The sequence below is a fragment of the Clostridium yunnanense genome (genome assembly GCF_016595795.1).
Taxonomy (GTDB): Bacteria; Bacillota; Clostridia; order Clostridiales; family Clostridiaceae; genus Clostridium_AR; species Clostridium_AR yunnanense.
The window spans coordinates 98,052-122,924 of record NZ_JAENHN010000025.1; the positions used below are offsets into that span (position 1 = coordinate 98,052).

Consider the following 24,873-nt stretch of genomic DNA (forward strand, 5'->3'; position numbering starts at 1 on the left):
AAATACCTCCTAAAAATAAGTTCTTACTTTTCTTTCTATATCTTTTATTAGTTTATATTCTATTGAATCAACTAGCGCTATCCAGCTAGCTTCAATAATATCCTTTGATACTCCAACATTGCTCCATTTTTCTACTCCATCTGTAGATTCTATAAGAACTCTAACCTTTGCCCCTGTATTACTTTCTGAATCCAACACCCTAACTTTATAGTCTACAAGTCGTACACTTCTAAGCTGAGGGTAAAAAACTTCCAAGGCTTTTCTAAGAGCTTTGTCTAAGGCGTTTACCGGCCCATCACCTTCAGCTGCAGTGATTTCAGTCTTACCATCAACTGTTATATTGATTAAAGCTGTTGAACTAAAGTTTCCTTTTAAAGAAGGCTGTTCACCTATTATCTTAAAGTGATTCAGTTTAAAGAATGGCTCATATTTACCTATAACCTTTCTCATAACAAGTTCCACAGTACCTTCTGCTCCCTCAAACTGGTAGCCGTCAAACTCTAATTCTTTGAGCTTATCAGTTATAACCTTTACTTCTTCACTATCTTTTTTTATATTTGGGAAAATCTTTTGAACCTCTTTCCAGATAGTGCTTTTTCCACTAACCTCAGAAACCAAAAATCTTCTCTTGTTTCCTACAAGCTCAGGTTTTATATGTTCATAAGATTTTGGGTCCTTAGCTACTGCATCTATATGCATGCCGCCTTTATGAGCAAAGGCTGAAGCTCCTACATAAGGGGTATCATCACTTAATGTTATATTGGATATTTCAGAAATGTATCTTGAGATTTTTGTTAGCTTATCTAGATTATTACTTGCATTAAGTTCATATTCATATTTGCAAATCAGAGTTGGTAAAATTGTAGATAAATTAGCATTTCCGCACCTTTCACCTATACCGATGAAGGTTCCTTGTATATGAGTAGCCCCCTCTTCAACTGCTATTATTGAATTTGCTACTGCCATCCCCATATCGTTGTGACAATGTATCCCAAGGTTATCTCCTATTACTTTATTTGTTTTACTTACAATCTTAGATATCTCAGAAGGCAAGGTTCCTCCATTTGTATCGCATAAAACAACTACTTCTGCCCCAGCTTCCTTTGCAACTTTTAAGGTTTCTAAGGCATATTCTTCATTATTTTTAAAACCATCAAAAAAGTGCTCAGAATCAAAAATCACCTTTTTTCCTTTATCAACTAAAAACTTTATAGAATCATATATCATAGCTAAGTTTTCTTCTAAGGTAGTTTTTAGTATATCCTTCACTTGAAAGTCCCAGGACTTACCGAAAAGTACTATTATCTCTACTCCTGCATCAAGTAGGTCTTTTAAATTTTTATCATCTTCCGCCTTTGTACCAGACCTTCTTGTGCTTCCGAAGGCCACGAGCTTTGCATGATTTAGCTTGATACTCTTCATAGATTTAAATAATTCTAAATCTTTGGGATTTGATCCGGGATTTCCTGCTTCTATAAAATCTATGCCTAAATCATCTAAGCATTTGCATATCTTGATTTTATCTTCTAGAGAAAATGAAATCCCTTGTCCTTGCGCCCCATCTCTTAAGGTAGAATCTAAGATATAGATTTTTTTATTCAAAATTCACTCCCCCATTTGATATCTAAAGATGAACGACTTCGAACCGCAATCTATTTTCAAAGTCCCCTTTTTATCGCTTATTGCTTACTAGTTGCCTCTTAATTCTTTAGTCCCAGAACTTTACCGAAAATTCTTACTATAAATAATTTTCTGACACTAAATTCTAAAAGCGCCCCACAAATAGAATTCTAAATTAGAATATATAGATTTTCTAATACTTCAGTGGTAATTCTAATACAAAAACCCATACATATCTTTATCCTACATACTCTTCCTCGAAGTAGTCTCCATAAGATTTAATATCTTTACTTCCTCTTTCAATGGCCGCTAGTCCAGTTCTTACAATTTCCTTTACACCATACTCTTCCATTAACTTTATTAATGCAGATATCTTGCTATCATCTCCAGTAAGTTCTATAGTTAAAGTTTCTGTGTCCAAATCAATAACTTTACATCTAAAGATCTTAGCAACATCATTTATAGCTGCCCTTTGCGCTGCATCAGCTTTAACTTTTATCAATACAAGTTCTCTTATAACTGAATTATCAGGTGTTAGTTTTATGACTTTAATAACTTCCTGCAGCTTATTTAACTGCTTTATGAATTGGTCTAAAGTTTCTTCTCCTCCCATGAGGGTTATTGTCATTCTTGCAAAGTCTGGATTTTCTGTTTTACCTACAGATAGACTATCAATATTAAAACCTCTTCTCATAAACAATCCCGAAACTCTGCTTAGCACTCCAGATGTATTCCTTACCAAAACAGATAATACATGTCTCTCCATTACAACCTCCCACTATATATTTTTCTAAAATTAAACTTTATTTATAACTTATTCCATTAAAAAAGGTTAAAAAAATCCCACTCCAATGATATAAATCATTTAAAGTGGGATATGTTATCATCTCCGCCTTATAAAAAAGATATCACCAGGTTCAATCAAACCCTTGCCTATAACGGGGCTTACCGGAAGGTCCTTACTTGCGCCATTGCTTTCAGGTTTCTGCTCAAGAGTGATTGTCACCTAGAAAAAACATCGATTCTCACCTAACCTCGACTCTCTGTGGCTTTTAATAACTAAATGACTGTCTCCGTCAACGCATTTATTTTTAACGGGCATATATTCAAATTGTTTTCTGAATTTATTATTAATTATGATTCTATTTGCGAAATCACAATATGTCAATACTTTTAAAAATTAAATGACAATATAATATTTATTTATATATTATATTGTCATTTTTATAATTGAATAGGTTTTAAAAAACAACTTAGTTAATTATTTCTAATCCTCAATATCCTAGTAGCATTTAGCACAGCTATAAGAGCTACACCAACATCACCGAAAACTGCTTCCCACATATTTGCATATCCAAGAGCTCCAAGCACCAAAATTACAAGCTTTACCCCTAATGCAAATATTATATTTTGCCACACTATTACATTAGTTCTTTTTGCAATATTTATACCCATTGCTATTTTCGAAGGTTCATCGGTCATTATTACAACATCAGCAGCTTCAATAGCAGCATCTGAGCCAACTCCACCCATTGCTATTCCGATATCAGCTCTTGCTAGCACTGGTGCATCGTTTATACCATCACCTACAAAGACTATAGAATCCTTTTCCTGCTTAGCACTAAATATACTTTCTAACTTTTCTACTTTATCCGCTGGAAGAAGCTCTGAGTATACCTTTTTTATTGATAATTTTTCTGCTACTGCTTCAGCTACCTTTTTATTGTCACCAGTTAGCATTACAATATCATCGATTCCCATATCTCTAAGCTTATCAATAGCTTCTTTAGAATCATGTTTTACTTCATCTGCAATCAATATATAACCTGCATATTTTTTATTAACTGCAATATGAATAACTGTTCCTATAGCATCATGTATTTCAGTTTTTATGGAGAACTCCTCCATAAGCTTCACATTACCTGCTAAAACCTCTTGTCCATCAAACTTTATCTTTATTCCTCTTCCTGATATCTCTTCGAAGGAATCTATTTTATTTTTATCAATAGTCTTTTCATACTCTCTAACTATAGATACCGCAATTGGATGATTTGAATAGAATTCTGCATAAGCTGCAAACTCAAGCAACTCATCTTTAGTAAAATCATTTCTATTTTCTAAAGCTGAAACCTTAAATACACCTTTTGTCAAAGTACCAGTTTTATCAAAGACTACTGTCTTTACTCTATTTAATGCTTCAAGGTAGTTTCCACCCTTAATTAGTATCCCTTGCTTTGAAGCTGCTCCTATTCCTCCAAAGAAAGTTAGAGGTATAGATATAACTAAAGCACAAGGACAAGAAACAACCAAAAATACAAGTGCTCTATAAATCCATTCTGAAAAACTGTAACTTCCTGTGACTATTGGAGGTATAAATGCTAAAGCTAGTGCAGCAAAAACTACTGCTGGAGTGTAATATTTAGCAAACTTTGTTATAAATTTTTCTGTTTGAGCCTTTTTATTTCCTGCATTCTCTACAAGATCTAATATCTTAGCTACAGTTGACTCACCATAATCTTTTGTCACTTTCACTTCTAAAAGTCCATTTTTATTTATTGCACCGGAAAGAACTTCATCACCTAGTTTTACTTCTCTAGGTATTGATTCACCAGTTAGAGCTGAGGTATCAATAGATGCTTCTCCTTTTAATATAATTCCATCTAGAGGCACTCTTTCTCCTGCCTTTATGATAATTATATCTCCAACTTCTACACTTTCAGGATCAACTTTTTGTTCTCCTGAAGAAAGCTTTAAGTTTGCATAATCAGGCCTTATATCCATAAGTCCTTGTATTGACTTTCTTGATCTTCCAACAGCCATATCTTGAAAAGCTTCTCCAATTTGGTAAAATAGCATAACTGCTACTGCTTCTGGGAACTCTTTAATTGCAAAAGCTCCAACAGTTGCAAGCACCATTAGGAAGTTTTCATCAAATATTTCGCCTCTTTTAATATTTTTTAAAGCTGCTAAAACTATATCTCCTCCAGCTAACACATAACTAACTAAGAAGATCCCCAGTTCACCATAAAAACCAAAATCAAATATTATTCCTATAGCGTACAATACTATTGCCGCTATTATTCTTCCAACCCTAAACTTAGATAGTTCACCACCATGTTCGTGATCATGACCATGATGATGTCCATCCTCTTCATCCTCATAACTATGCTCATGCTCTACATGTCCATGATTATGTGTATCATTACTATGAGTGTGTTCCTTTGCTTTGTGATCATGATTATGAGAATCAGAGTGGCTGTGATGATTAATAGGTTCTTTATGCTTAAGTTTAGTACTTATATTTTGACCTTCATGAATTTCATCATGGTGGTCATACTCTTCGCAGCAACCATCATTGCAAACTGATATATTTTTAACAGGTTTACTAACCTTTGCCTTTATAGCTTTCGTAGCTTTCCTAACTTTAACATGTGGCTCCAACGCTACTACTATATCTGTAACCTTTGAGATTATATTTTCTTTTTGATCTTCATTAATCGTCATAACTAAAGTTCCATTAGCAAAGTTAATACTTGCTTCCTTAACTTCATCTAATTTATTTACCTTGTCTTCTATCTTAGCTGCGCAATTTGCACAATCCAGTCCATCCAGATAGAGCTTTACTTTTTCCATTTGTTTTATCCCCCTTTGTAGAACTTGTGCCTTCTCATTTAAATTTCAAATACTATATTTTTAGATAAACTACTTCATTTTGAAACTTATCCAAATAAAGATTCGTAGAATCATCGAAATCTTTATTTGGAGTCTAAGGATTGAAGTAGTTTATCGGTAATAACTATAATTTTTACAAATACATTAAACCAGTATCTCTATAGTTATGTTCAGCTTAAATTTATCTTTCTGTAATATGTTCTAAGCCTTGATTGAAAATAGTTTTTACATGTTCATCATCTAAGGAGTAATAAACTATCTTTCCATCTCTTCTAGGCTTAACTAATCTTGCATTTTTTAACACTCTAAGCTGATGTGAAACCGCTGATTGAGTCATCTTTAGTAAAGCAGCTATATCGCATACGCACATCTCAGCTTCGAAAAGTGCACAAATTATTTTTATTCTTGTGCTATCACCAAAAACTTTGAAAAGTTCTGATAAATCATATAAAGTTTCCTCTTGTGGTATCTTATCACTTACTTCTCTTATGACATCTTCATGTATTACGGTACAATTACAACTTTCAATTTTTTCATTTATCATATAATCACCTCGTAACTTTTTCCAACAAACATATGAGCAATTGTTCATATGTTAATATCATTATATGCCTCATATAAATAATGGTCAATTAAAAATAGTAATTATTTTATTTTTTTTAATGATATATTGAGCACCAAATAAGTTGCTTTCCATACATTAATATATTTATAATTTAAACAAGAACTTACTTATAGAGATGATCAACATTATATTATTTTAGGAGAAGATTATGAGATATTATTTTTTTAGTTACAGAGTTGTAAGTCCCCTTGGTGAATTTTTTGAAAATGCTGTATGTGATAAGCATCCTTTTGAAAAAATTAAGGATATGAGAGAATCCACAGACGAGTATGACTTTACACTTTTATTTTTTACTGAAATATCCGCTGAAGAATACAAAAACTTCTAGAAACTTACTAAAAAGCTAATAATAAAAGAGATTTCAAAATAGTTCCCCATACTACTTTGAAATCTCTTTTCCATTAAGCTATAAATACAAATAAAGAATTAAAAATGGCTAAAATACTACACTAATCCCATTCCCCTATTGGATCTATCATATCTTCCCCTCCTCAATACCCTTAATCTAATAATAATTATTTTTACATAAATTGTAAATAGTTGTTCATAAAAATGTATTTTTATGGTAAAATTTCTATTAGCGGCTGTTTTTGCGAATAAAACCACTAATCTGGTCATATATTTCTAACCTAAATATATTCTAAAGGAAGATATAAAATGCGTTTTAAATTATATGATTCTAAAATTGATAAAATTTTAAAAGAAAATGATGATTTATCATACTTGGTAGATAGTGAAGAGGATTCTTTGTCCTTTTATGTAAATCTAGGCGATGAACTTAACTCAAAGGGTAAGATATATTACTCTTATATATGTTTTTCAAAAGCCTACGAACTAGAAAGTAACTATGATGATAGTCTAAAGGCAAAAATTGCAATATGTTTAAGTACTTTAGCTTTGAAACTTAATAAGATATCTGAAGCTAGAAAGATATTAACAGAAACCTTAGATAAAGACCTAAATATCTGTAGCTCTAAGAAAGGTAAATTACTGCTTAATTATATATTAGTATTAAAAATTGAAGGAAACCTTGATGATGCACTAGAAAACATCCTTTTATTTGAGAGTAATTTCAACATAAATGACTTTAATTCTTTTAGCTTGATAACCTTAAAGGCAAATATACTTAAGGAAAAAGGTCTTTTAGATAATGCTGTAAGCATACACAAACTTCTTGTAGCTTCAAGTGATAAATTAGAAAATAAACTTGTTGCTTCATGTAACATTCTTGATATATATATGGAATGTGATGACTTAGCAAAAACCAAAGAACTACTAGATAAATATGAAACTCTAGTACTTCAATATATGAACTTAGATAATAAATTGTACGAAACAGAGATCTATTTTACTCTTTTTAAAAGCTATGATTTTATTGATGACCAGGATAAAGTTATGAAATTCTACAAACTAACTTACGACAGCGCTGTTTGCAATAATGATTATAAAACAATAGATAAATGTATAAATTCAACATATTATTCCAATACTTTAAGCAAGTAATAAAGTCGCTGAAGTTTTCTTCTTCAGTGGATTTTTTGCGTACCTATCTTTCCTAATACAGCAAAAAAGAGATTGTACTAAAAACTACTTTGAGTAGCTTTAGAACAATCTCATATATCAAAGTTTACTATATACCCACTTACTCTCTAAAAGAATCTTTTGCTCATTTATCCCATTGTTCTTTAACTGCTCTGCTGCTTCTTTAAAGCATCCAGCCAGATTATCAACCACATGAGCATCACTGTTTATACTCATAGGAATACTTAGTTCCTTACACCTCTTTATAATCCATTCACTTGGATAATATTCTGAGATATATCCCCTAGTTACTCCACCTGTATTTACCTCAACAATAAGATCATTTTCTTTTATTACCTTTAAGGTCTTTTCAATTTGTTCCACATATCTTGAATCATCTTCTCTAAAGAATAAATTATTTTTATTAAACTTCTTTATTAAATCCAAATGTCCAACTATATCTGGCTTACTGGTTGCTGCCATCTCCCTAATAAAGCCATAATAGGCCTCAACGAATTTATAGGAATCTCCATCATACCCTTTTTCGATTATATTTCTGAGCTCAGCTTCAGTATAATCTACAGTTAAATATTCCCCGGTATCTTTTATAGGCATGAAATGAACAGATCCTATACAATAATCCAGTGGAATATTCTTATATATTTCATCCCCAGGCCCCATAAAATCTTTTATATAATCAATCTCTAGCCCCAGATAAATTTCTATCTTTCCCTTATACTTTTCTTTTAATCCTATTATTTCTTCAACATACTTAGATAAGTCTTCTTGCCTCATCGTCCATTCATTAGGTATATCTACAGGTGCATGGCTAGAAAAACCTATGGCCTTAAAACCTAATTCAATAGCTCTCTTAACATAATCTTCTGGCTCACCTTTTCCATCACAATAGTAGTTGTGCATGTGGTAATTAAATAGATCCATCCTTTTCCCTCCCTTATATTTACTTCTAAATAGTTCATTTATTCTAAAGCTAATAGAGTTTATGTTTATTATATATTATAAAAGGATATCAAATATATATAATTTTTAGTCTTGATTCTTCTCAACGACAAATCTTCAATTTAACTTTTTCTTAGCATAATTAAATTAGTTAATTTAATTAACAGATATTTGATTCATCGAAATACTCTATTTAGTTTACATCTATAGATGAACTACTTAATCTTAATATATATTAAAATAAAACTTAGTAATTTTATCGAAATAATTATTTTCGTTCTAAGGATTGAAATAGTACATCTAATTTAGTGAATATATATCCCAGTTCCATAAATTCAGAAATACTAACAATTATTTTTTTCTATTAACAGTATATTATTCAATATGAGTATCTTATTTGAAGCTGATATCTTAAATGTAAAGCCTAAAAAAGCCAGAAAAAGTATATTTACTTTTTCTGGCTTGTTAATATTACTAGTTTCCTGGATTTGGTGTATCATATCCTAAAGTTGTGATTCTCCCATTACCTATAGTAGTGTTAACTCCTCCAAAGGAAGGAATTATAATTGCACCTAATAAAATAACACCAAAAATAATCTTTGCAACTTTATTTTTCATCCTCATTACCCCCACTTATTAACTATGTTACTATTATAATACAAAAATTAATTAATTGCACTATTATTGATAAATTTAACAATATTTAATTTACAAGCAAGGCTTGTAATCTATTCAGTAAATTAATAGCTTTGTTACTATTATTTTGTTTAATAGTCACCTCTACTAACTTATAAAGTGCAAAACTTTTACCCTTTTCAACATCATTACTTTCTAATATTTCTAAGTATCTACACATAGCCTCTTCTATCTTATTAAAATCTTCTCTCGATTCATATGCATTTACTAGATCTTTATTATTTTCAAAAAGCATATCAAATCTCTGATACTGCTCAGCCATACTTATCGCAAGTTCAAAAAGCATTATACTTTCATCATAAAGTCCTTGTTTAAAGAACACCTTCGCTTTGGTATTCAATGTATTAGCAAGAGTTTCTTTACTAACTTTATTTTTTAATCTCTGAGCCTCGCTAATATATTTTAAACTTTCTTGATAGTTTCCAATGGCATAGTAATACTCACCTACATTATTATAACAATAAGCTAGCAATACATCATTTTTATCCTTATTCTCGTCAATCAAATTAAGATATTCTTGTATAGCTTCATTTTCTCTACCAATAAAACTCAATGCATTAGCTCTTGTTATTCGCGAATCAGTCAGAATTTTATATTCCACTTTCTCGCTATTAGAAAGTATAACTTCATTGATTATATCTATACACTTTTCGTATTGCTTAATATAGAAGTGAGACATCGCTAAATTTGCACTAGATCTGTAAAAATAAAACTTGTTATCTGCTTGTTTAGCATACAGTATTGCCTGCTTATAGTAAAAAATAGATTCTTCTTGTTCATTTCTTCTTGCCTTACAATTACCTAAAATATTATAAATATATACTTGAGCTGCATCATCCTTCAACTCTTTATATTTACCTAAGGCATAATTAAATAATTCAAAGGCCTTAACATATTCTTTTTCTTCAAAGTACTTTTCTGCATCTAATTTGTATACTGTAGCTAACAAATCATCTAAGTTATACTTCTTACCAACTTCTATAAGTTCTTCAAGCTTTTTATGGTTGTTCTCATTTTTTAATTCATTCTCAATATAATATCTAGCATCTTCCTGTGGTTGTCTTGAAAAATACTCATCATCTAAATTTAAGTTTACAGAAATTCTTTTTGCTATTTCATTAAATCTTTCTGCAAGATGTTTAGAACTTGCCTTACTTACGTTTCTCTTACCACTCTCCATCATACTGATGAAGGCTCTAGTCATGTTAACCCCCTCTAGTTCGGCTTGATTAACTCTGAACTTCTTTCTCATACGTCTTATCTTCTCACTTGGATTGTAAAACTCCAAATTAATCCCCCCTTAGCCAACAATTGCCTAATCACTTAGATACTATTAATTATAACTGCTTTTTAATAAAAAATCATAAAAATTTATGAAAAAATGTTAATTTTTTGGGGATAATTTATTCATGCATTTGTAGTTTCTTGTCACCTAATTTATGATTGCTTTATTACTGCTCTTAAAGCAAGGTCATTATCAGTTACTTTGTTACGAAATTTCACAATAATCGTAATCTTTTTAGCAACATTATTTTTAATTAAAAAAAGTTCTAGCTATAATAAATATAACTAGAACTTTTAAACAAACTAGTATCTTATGTCCAACCCTGTTCCTCTGCCATTACTCCACTTTTGTTTTTACTTGGTTCTTCTATTGTGGTAGGAAATCTACTTTTAGCCCATTGATTCTGTGTTTTTGTGCCATTCTTTTTAAAGGTCTTTTCTGTATACTCTCTTCTATGTCTACTATTCATTGCAACACCTCCACAAATTTTTATAGTTTATGGTGTCTAAAGATGCCCATTCGAACCAAAATCTATTTTTAAACTTCTTAAGGTTTTTGTCTAAAGAGTTTAAAATATAAATTTTAATAAGAAATTGGTTCATCTATAGATGCTTCTTAAGTGGAATCTCATGTTATAACCATATAAAACTTCTCTCTAATAAAGTTAGATCAAAAATACATCTTTGGCTTTGGAAAGGTATTACACTCCAGATTTTCATAACTTTTAATCCACAAAGTTCATATTGAAAGCACTGAATTCTAAACTACTTCTGGAATGCTATATATATATTATGCTACAGATTAAAAGTATTATAATGATTACTTTTTATTAAAAACTCCATATGCTAGAAATATAGTAAATCAATATTTTATATATTATCTTTTTATCTATTTATAATATAAATTGTCTTTTTATACCGTAAAATTATATGTTTACACCTTATATTTTGTAATAATTCTATATATTCATAAACATATTGACTGGAAAAATTAGGGTTGATATAATTATATTTGTAATGATACACAACATTGTCACTTCTGTTAATACAAATTTTTGTTCAATCCTTTTCACTTACTTTTTTAACTTTTTACTAGGTTTATTTTTTCATATTAATTATTTTATAAAATAAAAGGAGGGATTTTTTTATTTCTACCACTTAATTTCTTGTCAAAATATACTGTTTTCTATCAAACCTGTAACTTCTCATTTTCTTTATATATCTGCAATAATCTTTTTGAATTGTGATTATTAGCTGATATTTGCATTACTTTTTCCTAAATATACAGCATTTTACATCATCTATGAACAAAGTTAAAAATTTTGTAAATTTCTCTATAAACGCTTAGCATATAACAAAGTTTTTATTTTTTGCAAAACAGCATATATTTTGTCGAAATGTTATGTTTTACAGGTAGAGAGGCAATAGGTAACGATATTAAACTTAGTTACTTTAATAAACTAACGATAAATTTAAAAGTTTGTTTTTCCAACCCAAATTCAAGCTTTATAAATTTTAAGGATGGATAAAAACTTAGTTCTAAGGGATATGTTGTGATCAAATAAAATACGAGGTGATTTATAAATGGAAGCATCAAAAAAATGGACAAGTTCAAAAAAAGCCATATCTACTTTAGTTTTATCTTTTCTTTTCGTATTAGCTTCAGTTATACCTGCTAAAGCTTATACATTTTCAAGTCCTTCAGTGGAAGTAATGTACAAGCTTACTTCTATCTTTGAAAACAGTACTACAACTCTAAAATATTCTTACTGCGAAAATATAGGGGATGGAAGAGGTTATACTTTCGGTTTCCCGGGATTTTGCAGTGGTACTTATGACGGTACATTGTTCTTACAAGAATATAAAAAACTTAACCCTAGTAATAAATTAGTTAAATATATACCTGCTTTTCAAGCCATAGATGCTATGCCTCATCCAGATGGTATGCAAAGCAGTACTGCTGGACTTTCAGGTTTCCCTGCTGATTTTGCATCTTGTGCAAGCGATCCAGCTTTCCAAACAGCTCAGCATAATCTAGTAGACAGGTTGTATTGGAATCCAGCTCAAGTAGCAGCTTCTGAAATCGGTGCAACTTTGCCAATAACAAAAGGCGAACTTTACGATGCATTTATTAACCATGGTGAAGATGGTGCAAGAGATATAATGAGCCAAACAACTAAAGCAGTTGGTGGAACACCTAAGACAGGAGTTTCTGAAAAGACATGGCTTAGCAAATTCTTAAGCATAAGATACAATATACTTGTATCAGATCCAGCTTGGAATGGATCAGAAGACAGAGTTAAAGTATATCAAACACTTTTAGCAAATAATAACGTAAATCTTACTGCTCCTTTAACAGTTACTTGTTATGGTGATACTTTTACAATCACTACTTCAACTACAACTAACCCTACTCCAGTTCCAACTCAATGGTCTACAATAACCTCAGTATATAACGGAAATTATATATCTGCTGCCAACTACGGTAACGATCCACTAGTTGCAAGTAAAACAATAGTTGGAGATTGGGAAAAGTTTCAGGTAATACAAAATAATGATGGAACAATTTCTCTACTTTCAAAAATTAACAACAGATATGTTTGTGCTGATTTAAATAATGGCACAAAGCTAGTAGCAAGAAGCTCATCTATAGACGGATGGGAAAAGTTCAAGATAGTTACCTTAAGTGATGGAAATATTGGACTTCAAGCTATGGCAAATAGTAAATACGTGGCTGCTGACTTCAATAATGGCGGAGTTTTATATGCTAATAGAGATTCTATAAGCGGTTGGGAAACCTTCTCTATAAAAGCAGCTCAGTAATATAACAATATAAAAAAGTACACCTCTAATGCTCAACAAATCTGCTGACATTTTGAGGTGTATTTTTATTTTAAACTCACATTACTTTTATTCATTCATTGAAACCAATATGTAATTAGACATAAAAATAATTATTGCCTATAATTAATATAACAATTAATTATAGATACTAAGGAGTTAATAATGTTTAGAGCTTTTAAGAAAAGTTTTGTATATATCACCCTACTAAGTTTTCTAGTATTATTTACAGGATGCTCTAGTGAATCAAATATAGAAATTTTAAAGGAAACTGCCTCCCCTAACGGATATTACACAGCCTATGCTTACGTATACTCAGGTGGAGCCACAACTTCTTTTGTTCCTAGAGTATCAATACTTGATTCTAAAACTGATAAAAAGAAGATAAAAAAGCTTCTTCTTCAAGGGGGTAATGTATACTCAGCCTATCATAGTAAAGATATAGATGTTAAATGGGAAGATGATAAAAATTTAACGGTTACTTATTCAAATGATGATAAGGATATAGATCTTAAGGTAGATATAATACATGGAATAAAGGTGAAGTATGAAAAGAAAGATAAGTAACATACTGACCACGTGATTAATTGGAGGTCAATTATGAATATTGAATATACTCTCTCAAATGAAGAATTCATAGAAGGAAGCGTAGAAAATAGAATACACCATAAATACTATAAAATAGGTGAATTTATAGAAAATTATATTCTTACATTTCTTAGTGTATTATTACTCACTCTCCTATTTAAAGAAAATATCGTATTTTTTATACTATTATATATAGTTTGCCTACTTACAATACCTTTAGTTAGAAAAAAGAAGAGAAATGATGTTATTAAAAAAAATATAAAATCTAATATATCTAAAAAATCAATTTGTATAAAAGATGATACTATACTAATAACATCATCTTTCTATGAAAAATCTCTAACTAAAAAATCTATTGATAGATTCTTAGAAACTGATAAATATATACATATTTATACTAATAATCATAGAGATAACATCTTTATACCAAAAAGAATATTCGAAGTTGAATCCCATAAAAAAGAATTTCTTGATTTTCTAAATAAGTATCATCAGTAATGCAGGAGGCCCACTAATGTTTAAGAAGATAATATTAACCTTTTTCACATTGATAATTGCAATATGTGCATTTATCTTTATAAAAAATCAACTAAATAAAGATAAATATACACTTTCTAACACCAATGAATTAATTAAATACAATTGTAGCTTAGAGATGAGTATTGAGAATAAAGCATATAATTATCAAAATGTTAGGGCATTCGGGATAGAGTACGGAAAAGAGAGTATAATATCGGATAAAAATATAGAAGTGAAAAATAGTAAATTAAATTACTGCAGCTATCAAATTACTAAAGATCAAGATTATATCTTCACTTTTATAGATGGGAATAGAGCTATGTTTAAAATCAAGGCTCCTTTATCTGAAGATTTAAGATCCTTTTTAGTAAACTCATTTATCAAAGGAAGAATAACGAGTATTATGGTGTACCCTTTTAAGGATACTAACAAATTATTTATCAAAGCTCAAGAAAGTTCCTATTTTGTAAATCTATTATCGAAGAAAATAATTCCTTTAAATAATGGCATATATAAGATTCCTTCTATGAATCTAAAAGAGAATGTATTAACCATCTTAAAGATTGGTCCACTAGCAAATATTACTTATGTTTTTGATGAAGATGGAAATATGATTTGTAAATTTTTATAATGTTTAAATCTATATACCCACGCAGTAAATTTTGTAAAAACTTGTAGTAGACACAAACTTTATGTATGATTTAATTAGATTGATATATTGATATTACTAGATTGTGATTTTTAAACTTAATAAAGATGAACCACTTCAATCCAAAATCTATTTTTAAAACTCTCACGGATTCTGGTGAGAGAATTTAAAAATAATAAACTTTATTACGAAGTGGTTCATCTATAAATAAGGCAGGTGACTACTATGAAAATATCATATATAAATACTGTTGAAGATTTGGTTTCTTTTAACAAAAAGGCTAAATCAAATTATAATAAAAACATTAAGGTAATCTTTACAAGTATTGTTCCACTAATAACAATCTTGTATTTAATTTATGACTATCTTTATTTTGACCAAGGAATCTCTTCTTTCTCTATAGGCGCATTTATATTCTGTTTATTGTGGATAATATTATACCCTAAACTTCTAGATATAACTTATAAGAAACGTCTTATTTCTAAACTAGATACAATCAATTTTGAACCTTTAACGCTAGAATTATCAGAAGAGGGTCTGACTAAAATCAGTAGCTCTTCTAACCATAAATTTGAATGGAAGTCAGTAGATAATATAATCACCACTAAGGATCACATATTTATTTATCTAAATACTAATAATGGTTTAGCAATATCTTTAAGTTCATTTTCGTCTAGTATTGAAACTCAATCTTTTATTAAATATCTCTATGATCACCTTAATAATTCTTCTAAATATTAATTTAAAATTTAAAAAAGTAGTCTATTTAATTGATGTCTGTAAATTAAATAGACTACTTTTTTATTCCTACTTATAGCTACACTAACACATGGAAACTAATGTCTGTAATAAGAAACTTTTAATATTGACACTAGATTTTATATTTATATCTATATAATTAGTCCATCTCTATATACTTTTCTGTGAAATAAGCTGTTTTATACCCTACTCCTGCAAAGTAAGTAGCAAGTACATAATCTCCTTCTGATTTATGAACAAACAATCTTTCACCATTATTTACATATCCCATTCTTGGGCTTTCTGGTAAAGGTTCATACCTAGCATCTAGCTCTGTTACTACATTAATGACACTAGCATTTGTATCTATCGCCAGTACCTCTTGTTTTGAATTTACCCATACTTTTTCTGATGCTTTTGCTAATTCATCCTTCCAGTAAATAACCGGTAGGAAATACTCCTTATCACAAACCTCTGCTAATATCTGAATTCTTTCATTTGCATATATCTCTCCTATATCAATATAAGATGCCTCTCCTTTATCTCTAGCGTCTAAGGCAACTTGAGCAGTTGCGTTAGTCATGAATGTGTTTTTATTTTTAATGCTATTCATAACATCAGGTTGAATCCCTTGTGGATTGGGTTTTGTATAATCTTCGACTCCATCTATTGTGTTATCAGTTATAGCTTCAGCTATACATTTCCCAATTAAGTCATAACCTTTCTCATTGTATATTCTCACATCTTCTGTAGCTTCTACAAAACACACTTCAATTATCATAGCAGGCATAGTAGTTTTTCTTAATTCGTACAAACTAGTAGAAGTCTTTACTCCTCTGTTCTTCAAACCTGTTTCTGACGATATTTTTTTTACAACTCTTGTAGCTATAGGCTCTGCTTTTCCTCCAGTAGAGTATATCCAAACTTCTGTACCAATAGCTCCACTATAACTATCATAAGCTTTGTTAAAATGTATGGATGCAAAAAGTTCTGCTCCGAATCTATTAGCACTATTTACACCATAGGCTAAATCTGTGTTTACATCGCAGTCTCCTGGAGTCACATCCAGCACATTGTGTCCTGATGCTCTTAAATATTTTATAACTGCATCTTTAACCTTTCGGTCTTCTGTAGTTTCATCAATTATTCCTGATGCCCCTACCGCTTGAAAGTTATGACCACCTCTTATGGCTATCTTCATATATAATCGCTCCTTTATTTAAATTTCATTTTTTGATTTTAATACAATGCTTAAACATAATTTAATATGAAAAACTCGCTGAAGCCATTTACTTCAGCGAGTTTTTGCACATCTGCTTTTTCTGAACCGTACATAGAAAAATTGTAGTAAGCTATAAATGATTTTCTTAATAGATTTTTATTTAATCATTATTGTAATTAAATATAATGTGTGAATAATATACTTCCATATATATTCCATTGAGCCTTGTAGTTTATATAGTTTTTATATACAATTTAATTAAAGATGTATCACTTGAATCCGAAACTTATTTTTAAAACTCTCACAGGTTCTGGTAAGAGAATTTAAAAATAATAAATTTCAATATGAAGTGGTACATACATAAATCAATCTGTTGATTATAATATATCTTCTTTTTTTAACTCGATAAATAAGGTAGGTGAATACTGTGAAAATATCATATATAAATACCGTTGAAGATATGGTTGCCTTAAATATAAAAACAAAACCATCCTCTGCTAGTAGGACTGCTACTATATTTTTTATAATTCTCATTCCACTAGTAGCAATATTAAGCTTTATTTATGATTACTACTACTTGTCTAAAAATTTTTTTTACTGGTATATCATAGAATTTATATTCTGTGTATTATGGATTATATTTTATCCAAAGTCCGTCGACATACTTTTCAAGGCGATACTTATTTTTAAATTTAAAAAATTAAATTTTGAATATTTAACTGTAGAATTATCAGATGAAGGCATAACTAAAAGTAGTACTTCTTCTACATATAAATTTGAATGGAACTCGGTATTAAATATAATCAGCACTAAGGATCATATATTTATTTACATTAAACCGAATATAGGTTATTCAATTCCCCTTAGTTCATTCTCTTCTAATGACGAAAAAGATTCTTTTACTCAGTATTTTTATCGACATGTAAATAAAACTTAAACTTCGCCTACTCATATATACCGTCGTTCCCAATAACTATATAATATTAATTAAAATTAATTTACAAGGAGTTAACTATGATTAAATTAGCAAATTTGTTTGGATATGCGGGCGCTATTATCCAGATTTGTATAAGATCAGTATTACTTATGTGGGCTTTTATTTTTATACAAGATTTTAATATGGCTTATTTATTTGATTTGCTAACAGCATATATATTGCCTCTTGTATTAAATGTACTAACTATAAGATTATTAAAAAAATCAACAGTAAATTTTAAATATAGCTTTTTATTATTTATCTTAACTTTCTTACCATTATTAATTCCTCCATTTGTCTCAGTTTTTTTGCATACTCATCAAGGCTTCAATGTTTTTTTAACAATGGTATCGGATTTATTTACAAATCCTCAAAATATATTATTTTGCATATCTTCATTATTAATGTTAATATCAAACTTAATATATTTTATTATGAGTTTTTTATCTATTTCAAAAAAACTCAGCTAATTTTATCCTATAATTATCAATTTATAAAAGAGGCCAATTAAAACCTTTTTTATATCAATATCAAGGTTTTAAACTTACATACTATTACCATATCCTCTACTATATGGATTAATAGATTCTACTATATCATATTTATCTTCTTGAACAGATGTATGCAATATTTTGGCAATGCTATCTCATTTGCAATACCAAATGGGTATGCTTTCATAGCCTCTTCTTAATTATTATTCTTCTCTTTTATTCATATCTTTTCTATTTCCATCCTTAAGCTGAACTAAAGCATCTTGTAATTGTTCTGGTACAGGAAGCCCAAGCTCCACGCAGTTTTCTAGTAGACTTATTCCCTCATTTGCTATATAGAAATAACACACTAAGGTTCTAAATAACCATGTGCCAGTATTTAAAAGCTTGTCTAAAAGAACAGCTACAATAAGAACTATGAATATGACTGACTTTCTAGCTATTCCTTTTAGCCCTACATCACTAGAAATTATCTTGTTTATATAAGCTTTTATAACTCCTGTAGCATATTCCAAGACCATAAAAGCAATAAGCACCATAAGAGCAGTATCCCATACTCCAAAGATCCAAGTTACTCCAGTTCCAATGGCTGCAATAAGTGAAGTTATTATATTTTGTTTATCTATTTTGCATACCTCCTTCTAATGATTTAAATATTATTGTTTGGCATTATAAAACAAAAGACAGTATACACTGATTAAATTCAGTGCTACTGTCGTCTATTTCTATAATACTATTTTGCTATCATTATCTCACGAACTAACTTCAGATTAGTACCTAAATCCTTCTCATATTGTTAGTAATAAATAAAGATTAAGATATTCATTATAACTAACTATTTATTTCCACTATATCATATTCACTTTTTCAAATAGTTGCACGCAATACTTGGGCAATGCTATCTCATTTGTAATACAAAAAGAATACTCTTTCATAGCTTCGTCTTTAGTAAACTCGATAAATTCCCTAGTACCCTGTTGTGTAATGACCTGTATTTAATAGAAGATTTTAATTTTTCACTTGCTATTTCAGCATTACTTTCTTCTGTAATTTTTCTTACAACAGATGCATCTAATGTATCTTTTGATGAAAGCTCTGTTGTATTTACTAGCGCATCTCCTATTATCAGAATAAAACTCAAACATATGTCAATATCCTAGTGTAGAAATTTAGGCAACTATCTGTATCCCACTAATCTTATATAATATAAATAAAATAGTGTTTCATAACGCTCGCTATTATAAAAAATGTAAATAAAATTTAAACTTAGTTTGTTAATATATACATTTGTTATACTTAACGATATAATATTAATTAAAATTAATTTACAAGGAGTTAACTATGACTAAATTAGCAAATTTGTTTGGATATGCAGGCGCTATTATCCAGATTTGTATAAGATTAGTATTACTTATGTGGGCTTTTATTTTTATACAAGATTTTAATATGACTTATTTATTTGATTTACTAACAGTAAATATATTGCCTCTTGTATTAAATGTACTAACTATACTATTATTAAAAAAATCAACAGTAAATTTTAAATATAGCTTTTTATTATTTATCTTAACTTTCTTACCATTATTAATTCCTCCATTTGTCTCAGTTTTTTTGCATACTCATCAAGGCTTCAATGTTTTTTTAACAATGGTATCGGATTTATTTACAAATCCTCAAAATATATTATTTTGTATATCTTCATTATTAATGTTAATATCAAACTTAATATATTTTATTATGAGTTTTTTATCTATTTCAAAAAAACTCAGCTAATTTTATCCTATAATTATCAATTTACAAAAGAGGCTAATTAAAGCCTCTTTTATATCAATATCAATGCTTTAAACTTACATATAACAACCTATTTTTAAAGCTTATTTAGTATATATTTTGCAAAAGCTTTGCAAGTTGCTATTTGTACCTCTTTAGTTGGCTCTATTGATCGAATCACATTATTATTGCTATCTTTTTCGGTATATATTGCAAGTTTATACAACGGCGTTGACACTACACCAAATAGAAAACCTGTAATACCTGTAATCTTACCATATATCTTTTGATATAATACTTCTTCACTTACTAATAAATCGACTCCTAATTCTCCAAATATTATTTCTTTACGTTTACTGGATAAATCAATTCCAGTATATTGCTTCTTTATTATATCTGAAAACCTAGCTATATTAGCATTGGAGGCTATTGCTATTGAATCAATATCTACTGCAATATCAATTCTAGAACAACTATATTCATTGTTTCCAATGACTGACTCTGCGATTTCATCAACAGTTTTATCGGTACCAGATCGAAATTTTATTCCTGTAACATCAGCCATTGCAGTAGCTAAATCTCCTCCCCATCCAATCCAAAAATTCGGAACTACCGGAGACGCTATGTATCCTTCTGTAGTTGCTGCTAGATGAGCCAGATCAATAGCTTCACCATATACATAAGCATTTTCTGCTTTATTATTTATATATCTAATAATCCTATTATAGAGTCCAACATTATTAGTTTTAACGTAATCTATAAACCCATTTTCAGCTATCCCAAGAGTAATAAGCCAAGAAAAACCAGCATTATATCTAATACTTCTCAAGAAATCTAAAACCAATGTATTTTTTACTGATAAACTATCACTATTCCCTAATTTATTTGAATAATTATCAGCCTCCTTTTCCAATTGTTCTATTAGTGATAATACGTATATATTCTTGAATATATAGTCTATTGTTGATAATGTTTTTACTCCAGCTATCCCACTCTCACCTATAACACCGTAAGCTAGCTGAAATTGATTTACTGCCATAGATGTTAAACCATCATAGTAACCAGTAACTATTCCATTGAAAAAACCTAACTCTGTCAAATTTTCTTGTAACGTCTTTACAGCATCTCCTTGAGATCCCTCTCTCAAAGAATTATCTATTGTCGCACTCCCTATTGTCACATAGTCCTTACTAACATATCCCACACCATTTCCATAATATATTTTGTAGAACTCTCCCAGTTGACTAATGATATTAACAATAGAATTCGGTTGTAAGGAACCAATTATACTTGAAGAAATACTTGCACTACTTCTTACATTTAGATTAGATGTAACATTAATAACTTGTCCAGTTTTGTTAATTGGTATTTCTATCACACCTGTTCCACCACTGTTGCTTTCGCCTGAATCAATAATACCTTTAATTGCATTAAATGTCTTTGTAACAAATCCTCTATCAAGAGCCTCTTGAGTACTACTTACTGATGGATATTCAACTAAGGCTGATTCTATTCCTAATGAATTAGCCCATGTCGAAAAATATCCACCACCATAGTTCGGATTATGACTAAAGCCAAATTGATCATCAAAAAACTTTCCAATAACTGAATTTCCTAAAGTTTCATTTAACCAGCCATGGAAATCCAAAAGTACCATTCTGCTAGCTCCACCCTTAAGATTTGTTATAAGTGCTGATAAAGCTTTAGCTTCTGGAGCCAATAATGGTTGACTACCTGTGTAATTTCTTGAGCTTGTATCAACGCTAAATCCAGTTGGAAATGACCTATTAAGATCTATTGATGTTGTAATTGTGCATCTTCCAGGGCCATTATTGGTCCATCCTTCCATCAATCCATCTGGATTCATCGAAGGTGCTACATAAACAGTCCATCCATTTAATCCATTAACTTTATCTATACTTGCTAGTGTTTTTAGTAGTTCTATAGCTATAGTAGCTAGTGCTACCCCATCTCTTGCCCAGTTATCTTCAAACCCATGAATTCTAAATCCAGCAAAGAGAATCTTGCTTCCAGATCCAACTTTATAAACTTGTAACTCTCTTCCTTTTCCACTTAAACCATAAACTTGTTTCTGCACATTATATTCATTAATTGTTGGTATAGTTACACTAGGAGGCATTGCACTACCTTCATATCTAACATAGCCAGACTTAGTATTTGGTCCTTTATCGGTATTATAAACAACATGTGTCATTCCATTTTTCTTATATAGTGGTGTTGCTGCTTCGTATGAATTTAAAGAACCTAAGTGAGCTCCATTTTCATCCAGTACTTCTTCTGCAGTTGATCCATTATGCCATTCACCTTGTCTATCATATTTTATTAACGCTGTAGCGTTACTAACATATCCTTGTCTTACTACACTTCCTGCTGGATATTGAACTAAAGTTAGTTGCTTAGTATACCCTACGTCTAATACAGTAATTCTATCTCCATTCGATACTTGTCTTCCTGATATCATATTTCCATTTGCATCTCTTAAATATAAATCATCGCCTACTACTTGTGCGTTGTTAGGATAAGTAAATCCACCTGGTACTACTTCTCCAGGAACTATACCACCTGTAGGATTTGTTGAACCAGTTCCACCACCATATACAACATAACCTGACTTTGTGTTTGCTCCTTTGCTAGTATTGTATACTACATGAGTCTTTCCATTACTAGCTTTATATAATGGTGTTGCTACTTCGTATGGATCTAACGAACCAAGCACCGCATCATTTTCATCATATACTGTTTCTGATGTAGAACCATTCTTCCAAGCCCCTTGATTAAGATACTTTATTATATTAGTAGAGTTAGTTACATACCCTTGTCTTACTGCTGTTCCTGCTGGGTATTGTATTAATGTAAGCTGCTTAGTATAACCTACATCAAGAACAGTTATCTTGTCACCATTGTCTACTTGCCTTCCTGAAATTACATTTCCATTTGCATCTCTTAGATAAAGAACATCTCCTACTACTTGAGCATTATTTGGATACGTAAATCCTCCTGAAACTATTTCTCCTGGTTTTATATCTGGATAATTTTTTGCCATTTTTCATTCCTCCATTAATTTTGTAATTTTGTAATTTAAATTTTTAAGTTTTTAATAATTTGCTTAACTAAAATTTGTGTTTCTTCTTGCTTGTAAATTTATAACCTCATAAGCATCACATCCTTTCACGTTAGAAAATTTAGTCAAAAGAAAAAGCACCTAGTGATTAACTAAGTGCTTTGCTCTTAAACAATTTCTATGATGTAATACTAACACATGGAAACTAAGGTATGTAATAAGCTGTTTATAAGAATAATATTAGATTTTTATTAGATTTTCATTTATCATATAATACAGTCTACGTATTACTTAAAGAATAACTTGTACTCTTATACAGATATATACCAATAGGCTTTGCTTTGGAGCAATTAATCTATGGATGCACCACTTCGTAATGAAATTTATTATTTTAAAATTCTCTCACCAGAAGCCGTGAGAGTTTTAAAAATAGATTGCGGTTCGAAGTGGTACATCTATACTATCCCTCCCTAGTTATACAACTTTCTGATACATAACTGGATAATTCTTTAATAAAATCATTTATATCAAATGAAATATTCTCTTTATAAATTCTAGTTATAGGGGTGCCATCTCTTCCTATTATATCAACCTCTTCATCCTTTATTATAACCTTCAACACAAAACTCCACTTATAAAGAACTTCTCCATACTCTTTTTTAATCATTAATCCATCTGATAATAACTCCAAACTGAATTTATTATATCCAGTAGCTAGTCTATGTTTTAATAAACTCAAAGTATCTTCTGAGAATTTCTTGGAATCGTATTGGATATTTTTAAATATCTTAATGAAGACAACTACAATAAATATTATAGTTATTACTATATAAATATTTAATCTAGTAGGTATAACCTTTAGCGTAGCATCATAAAAAGAATATATAAATACACAAAAAATATATAACAAAGGAATATTTATAAGGAAGAATACTTTTTTTAATTTTCTTCTTAAACCAGCCTTATCTCGTTCATTCTTTTTAGCAATAACTTTATCATCTATATAATACTCGTAACTCATTAATGCACCTCTTTAACTACCTTTTTGTAGTTTTTTCCCAAAAGATTATCAAGCTCATTTCTTGAAGTTTCAATTTTCTTTGTTGGTACAACACTAAGCAATAAATCCCTATCTCCAAAGAAATATAAATATTCATTACTTATCACTATTTCTTTAATATAATCTATATTTATTGATTCTATAAAGCTATCATTTTGTAACTTTATACCTGATTCATTTATAGCTAAGGTATTGACATAGTTATTGATAGCAGTTTTCTGAGATACTGATATTAATAAGCTTCTCCAAATAAAAAAAACGAATAAATATATTATTGTTATAATTATCAATGAATATAGATCAATAAAAAAACTTTCGTATAACTTTTTAAAGAATCCTATAACATGGTATTCTAAAGATTTATTTTTCTCTGCCCCTACGAACGTTAATAAGAATGTCTTGTAAAATATCGGTATCATATATATTAGTAATATTTCTTTTACTATACGACTCATACTATAAGATTTATTTAAGTAGCTATCTTTTTTCAATAAGAAACTTGTTATTTTAAATTTATCTATCATTGATAATTTATATCTTATTTCCAAAACCATTCCTC

General features: G+C 29.7%; 23 protein-coding genes. 9 read left to right on the plus strand and 14 right to left on the minus strand.

The features are described from left to right. Window positions 1-9 precede the first annotated feature (9 nt). The 4 genes from cimA to JHL18_RS07770 form a co-directional block, all read right to left on the minus strand. Window positions 10-1,605: a citramalate synthase gene (gene cimA / locus JHL18_RS07755; RefSeq protein WP_200267903.1), complete on the minus strand. Its 1,596-nt coding sequence runs from the start codon at window positions 1,603-1,605 to the stop codon at window positions 10-12. A 253-nt stretch (window positions 1,606-1,858) separates the two neighbouring features. Continuing rightward, window positions 1,859-2,386: an acetolactate synthase small subunit gene (gene ilvN / locus JHL18_RS07760; protein ID WP_200267805.1), complete on the minus strand. Its 528-nt coding sequence runs from the start codon at window positions 2,384-2,386 to the stop codon at window positions 1,859-1,861. A 491-nt stretch (window positions 2,387-2,877) separates the two neighbouring features. Further along, window positions 2,878-5,253 carry a heavy metal translocating P-type ATPase gene (locus JHL18_RS07765; protein WP_200267807.1) on the minus strand — a complete coding sequence of 792 codons (2,376 nt, stop codon included), beginning with the start codon at window positions 5,251-5,253 and terminating at the stop codon, window positions 2,878-2,880. Window positions 5,254-5,473: 220 nt separating this feature from the next. Further along, window positions 5,474-5,836, minus strand: a complete 363-nt coding sequence (locus JHL18_RS07770) for an ArsR/SmtB family transcription factor (RefSeq protein ID WP_200267809.1) — start codon at window positions 5,834-5,836, stop codon at window positions 5,474-5,476. 229 nt (window positions 5,837-6,065) lie between these two features. Between JHL18_RS07770 and JHL18_RS07775 the strand changes: the two genes are divergently transcribed. Both JHL18_RS07775 and JHL18_RS07780 read left to right on the plus strand, forming a co-directional pair. After that, window positions 6,066-6,245 carry a hypothetical protein gene (locus JHL18_RS07775; RefSeq protein ID WP_200267812.1) on the plus strand — a complete coding sequence of 60 codons (180 nt, stop codon included), beginning with the start codon at window positions 6,066-6,068 and terminating at the stop codon, window positions 6,243-6,245. A gap of 329 nt (window positions 6,246-6,574) precedes the next feature. Next, window positions 6,575-7,420: a hypothetical protein gene (locus tag JHL18_RS07780; RefSeq protein WP_200267814.1), complete on the plus strand. Its 846-nt coding sequence runs from the start codon at window positions 6,575-6,577 to the stop codon at window positions 7,418-7,420. A gap of 117 nt (window positions 7,421-7,537) precedes the next feature. On the opposite strand, the gene hisJ is transcribed toward JHL18_RS07780, so the two are convergent. The 4 genes from hisJ to JHL18_RS07800 form a co-directional block, all read right to left on the minus strand. After that, window positions 7,538-8,380, minus strand: coding sequence for a histidinol-phosphatase HisJ (hisJ, locus tag JHL18_RS07785; protein ID WP_200267816.1), 843 nt, complete (start codon window positions 8,378-8,380; stop codon window positions 7,538-7,540). A 492-nt stretch (window positions 8,381-8,872) separates the two neighbouring features. Next, window positions 8,873-9,016: a hypothetical protein gene (locus tag JHL18_RS07790; protein ID WP_200267818.1), complete on the minus strand. Its 144-nt coding sequence runs from the start codon at window positions 9,014-9,016 to the stop codon at window positions 8,873-8,875. Window positions 9,017-9,101: 85 nt separating this feature from the next. Further along, entirely contained in the window at window positions 9,102-10,382 is a 1,281-nt protein-coding gene (locus JHL18_RS07795; RefSeq protein WP_200267820.1) for a helix-turn-helix domain-containing protein, read from the minus strand. Window positions 10,383-10,689: 307 nt separating this feature from the next. Further along, window positions 10,690-10,848, minus strand: coding sequence for a hypothetical protein (locus JHL18_RS07800; RefSeq protein WP_200267822.1), 159 nt, complete (start codon window positions 10,846-10,848; stop codon window positions 10,690-10,692). Between the two features lie 1,114 nt (window positions 10,849-11,962). Between JHL18_RS07800 and JHL18_RS07805 the strand changes: the two genes are divergently transcribed. From JHL18_RS07805 to JHL18_RS07825, 5 genes are all read left to right on the plus strand, one after another. Beyond that, entirely contained in the window at window positions 11,963-13,201 is a 1,239-nt protein-coding gene (locus JHL18_RS07805; protein ID WP_200267824.1) for a chitosanase, read from the plus strand. A gap of 183 nt (window positions 13,202-13,384) precedes the next feature. Further along, entirely contained in the window at window positions 13,385-13,786 is a 402-nt protein-coding gene (locus JHL18_RS07810) for a DUF5412 family protein (RefSeq protein ID WP_200267826.1), read from the plus strand. A gap of 33 nt (window positions 13,787-13,819) precedes the next feature. Then, window positions 13,820-14,305, plus strand: a complete 486-nt coding sequence (locus tag JHL18_RS07815; RefSeq protein ID WP_200267828.1) for a YcxB family protein — start codon at window positions 13,820-13,822, stop codon at window positions 14,303-14,305. A gap of 16 nt (window positions 14,306-14,321) precedes the next feature. Next, a complete protein-coding gene (locus tag JHL18_RS07820; protein ID WP_200267830.1) occupies window positions 14,322-14,957 on the plus strand; it encodes a hypothetical protein in 636 nt (211 codons plus the stop codon). A 243-nt stretch (window positions 14,958-15,200) separates the two neighbouring features. Further along, window positions 15,201-15,716 carry a YcxB family protein gene (locus JHL18_RS07825; RefSeq protein WP_200267832.1) on the plus strand — a complete coding sequence of 172 codons (516 nt, stop codon included), beginning with the start codon at window positions 15,201-15,203 and terminating at the stop codon, window positions 15,714-15,716. 157 nt (window positions 15,717-15,873) lie between these two features. Here the strand turns inward: JHL18_RS07825 and JHL18_RS07830 are convergent, their stop codons facing one another. Next, entirely contained in the window at window positions 15,874-16,914 is a 1,041-nt protein-coding gene (locus JHL18_RS07830) for an N-acetylmuramoyl-L-alanine amidase (RefSeq protein WP_200267834.1), read from the minus strand. 448 nt (window positions 16,915-17,362) lie between these two features. On the opposite strand from JHL18_RS07830, the gene JHL18_RS07835 reads away from it, so the two are divergent. Both JHL18_RS07835 and JHL18_RS07840 read left to right on the plus strand, forming a co-directional pair. Next, window positions 17,363-17,872 carry a YcxB family protein gene (locus tag JHL18_RS07835; RefSeq protein ID WP_200267836.1) on the plus strand — a complete coding sequence of 170 codons (510 nt, stop codon included), beginning with the start codon at window positions 17,363-17,365 and terminating at the stop codon, window positions 17,870-17,872. 77 nt (window positions 17,873-17,949) lie between these two features. Beyond that, window positions 17,950-18,381 (plus strand): hypothetical protein, encoded by a 432-nt coding sequence (locus tag JHL18_RS07840; RefSeq protein ID WP_200267838.1) that lies wholly within the window; start codon window positions 17,950-17,952, stop codon window positions 18,379-18,381. 224 nt (window positions 18,382-18,605) lie between these two features. On the opposite strand, the gene JHL18_RS07845 is transcribed toward JHL18_RS07840, so the two are convergent. The 5 genes from JHL18_RS07845 to JHL18_RS07865 all read right to left on the minus strand — a co-directional run bounded on the left by JHL18_RS07845 (window position 18,606) and on the right by JHL18_RS07865 (window position 24,862). Then, a complete protein-coding gene (locus JHL18_RS07845; RefSeq protein ID WP_200267905.1) occupies window positions 18,606-19,028 on the minus strand; it encodes a phage holin family protein in 423 nt (140 codons plus the stop codon). 305 nt (window positions 19,029-19,333) lie between these two features. Beyond that, the gene (locus tag JHL18_RS07850) at window positions 19,334-19,543 is read right to left on the minus strand and encodes a hypothetical protein (RefSeq protein ID WP_200267840.1); all 210 of its coding nucleotides are present in this window, start codon (window positions 19,541-19,543) and stop codon (window positions 19,334-19,336) included. A gap of 726 nt (window positions 19,544-20,269) precedes the next feature. Further along, window positions 20,270-23,236, minus strand: coding sequence for an SH3 domain-containing protein (locus JHL18_RS07855; RefSeq protein WP_200267842.1), 2,967 nt, complete (start codon window positions 23,234-23,236; stop codon window positions 20,270-20,272). A gap of 478 nt (window positions 23,237-23,714) precedes the next feature. Next, window positions 23,715-24,275, minus strand: a complete 561-nt coding sequence (locus tag JHL18_RS07860) for a hypothetical protein (RefSeq protein ID WP_200267844.1) — start codon at window positions 24,273-24,275, stop codon at window positions 23,715-23,717. Then, window positions 24,275-24,862, minus strand: coding sequence for a hypothetical protein (locus JHL18_RS07865; protein WP_200267846.1), 588 nt, complete (start codon window positions 24,860-24,862; stop codon window positions 24,275-24,277). Before JHL18_RS07865 ends, JHL18_RS07860 begins: the two co-directional genes overlap by 1 nt. Between the last annotated feature and the right edge of the window lie 11 nt (window positions 24,863-24,873).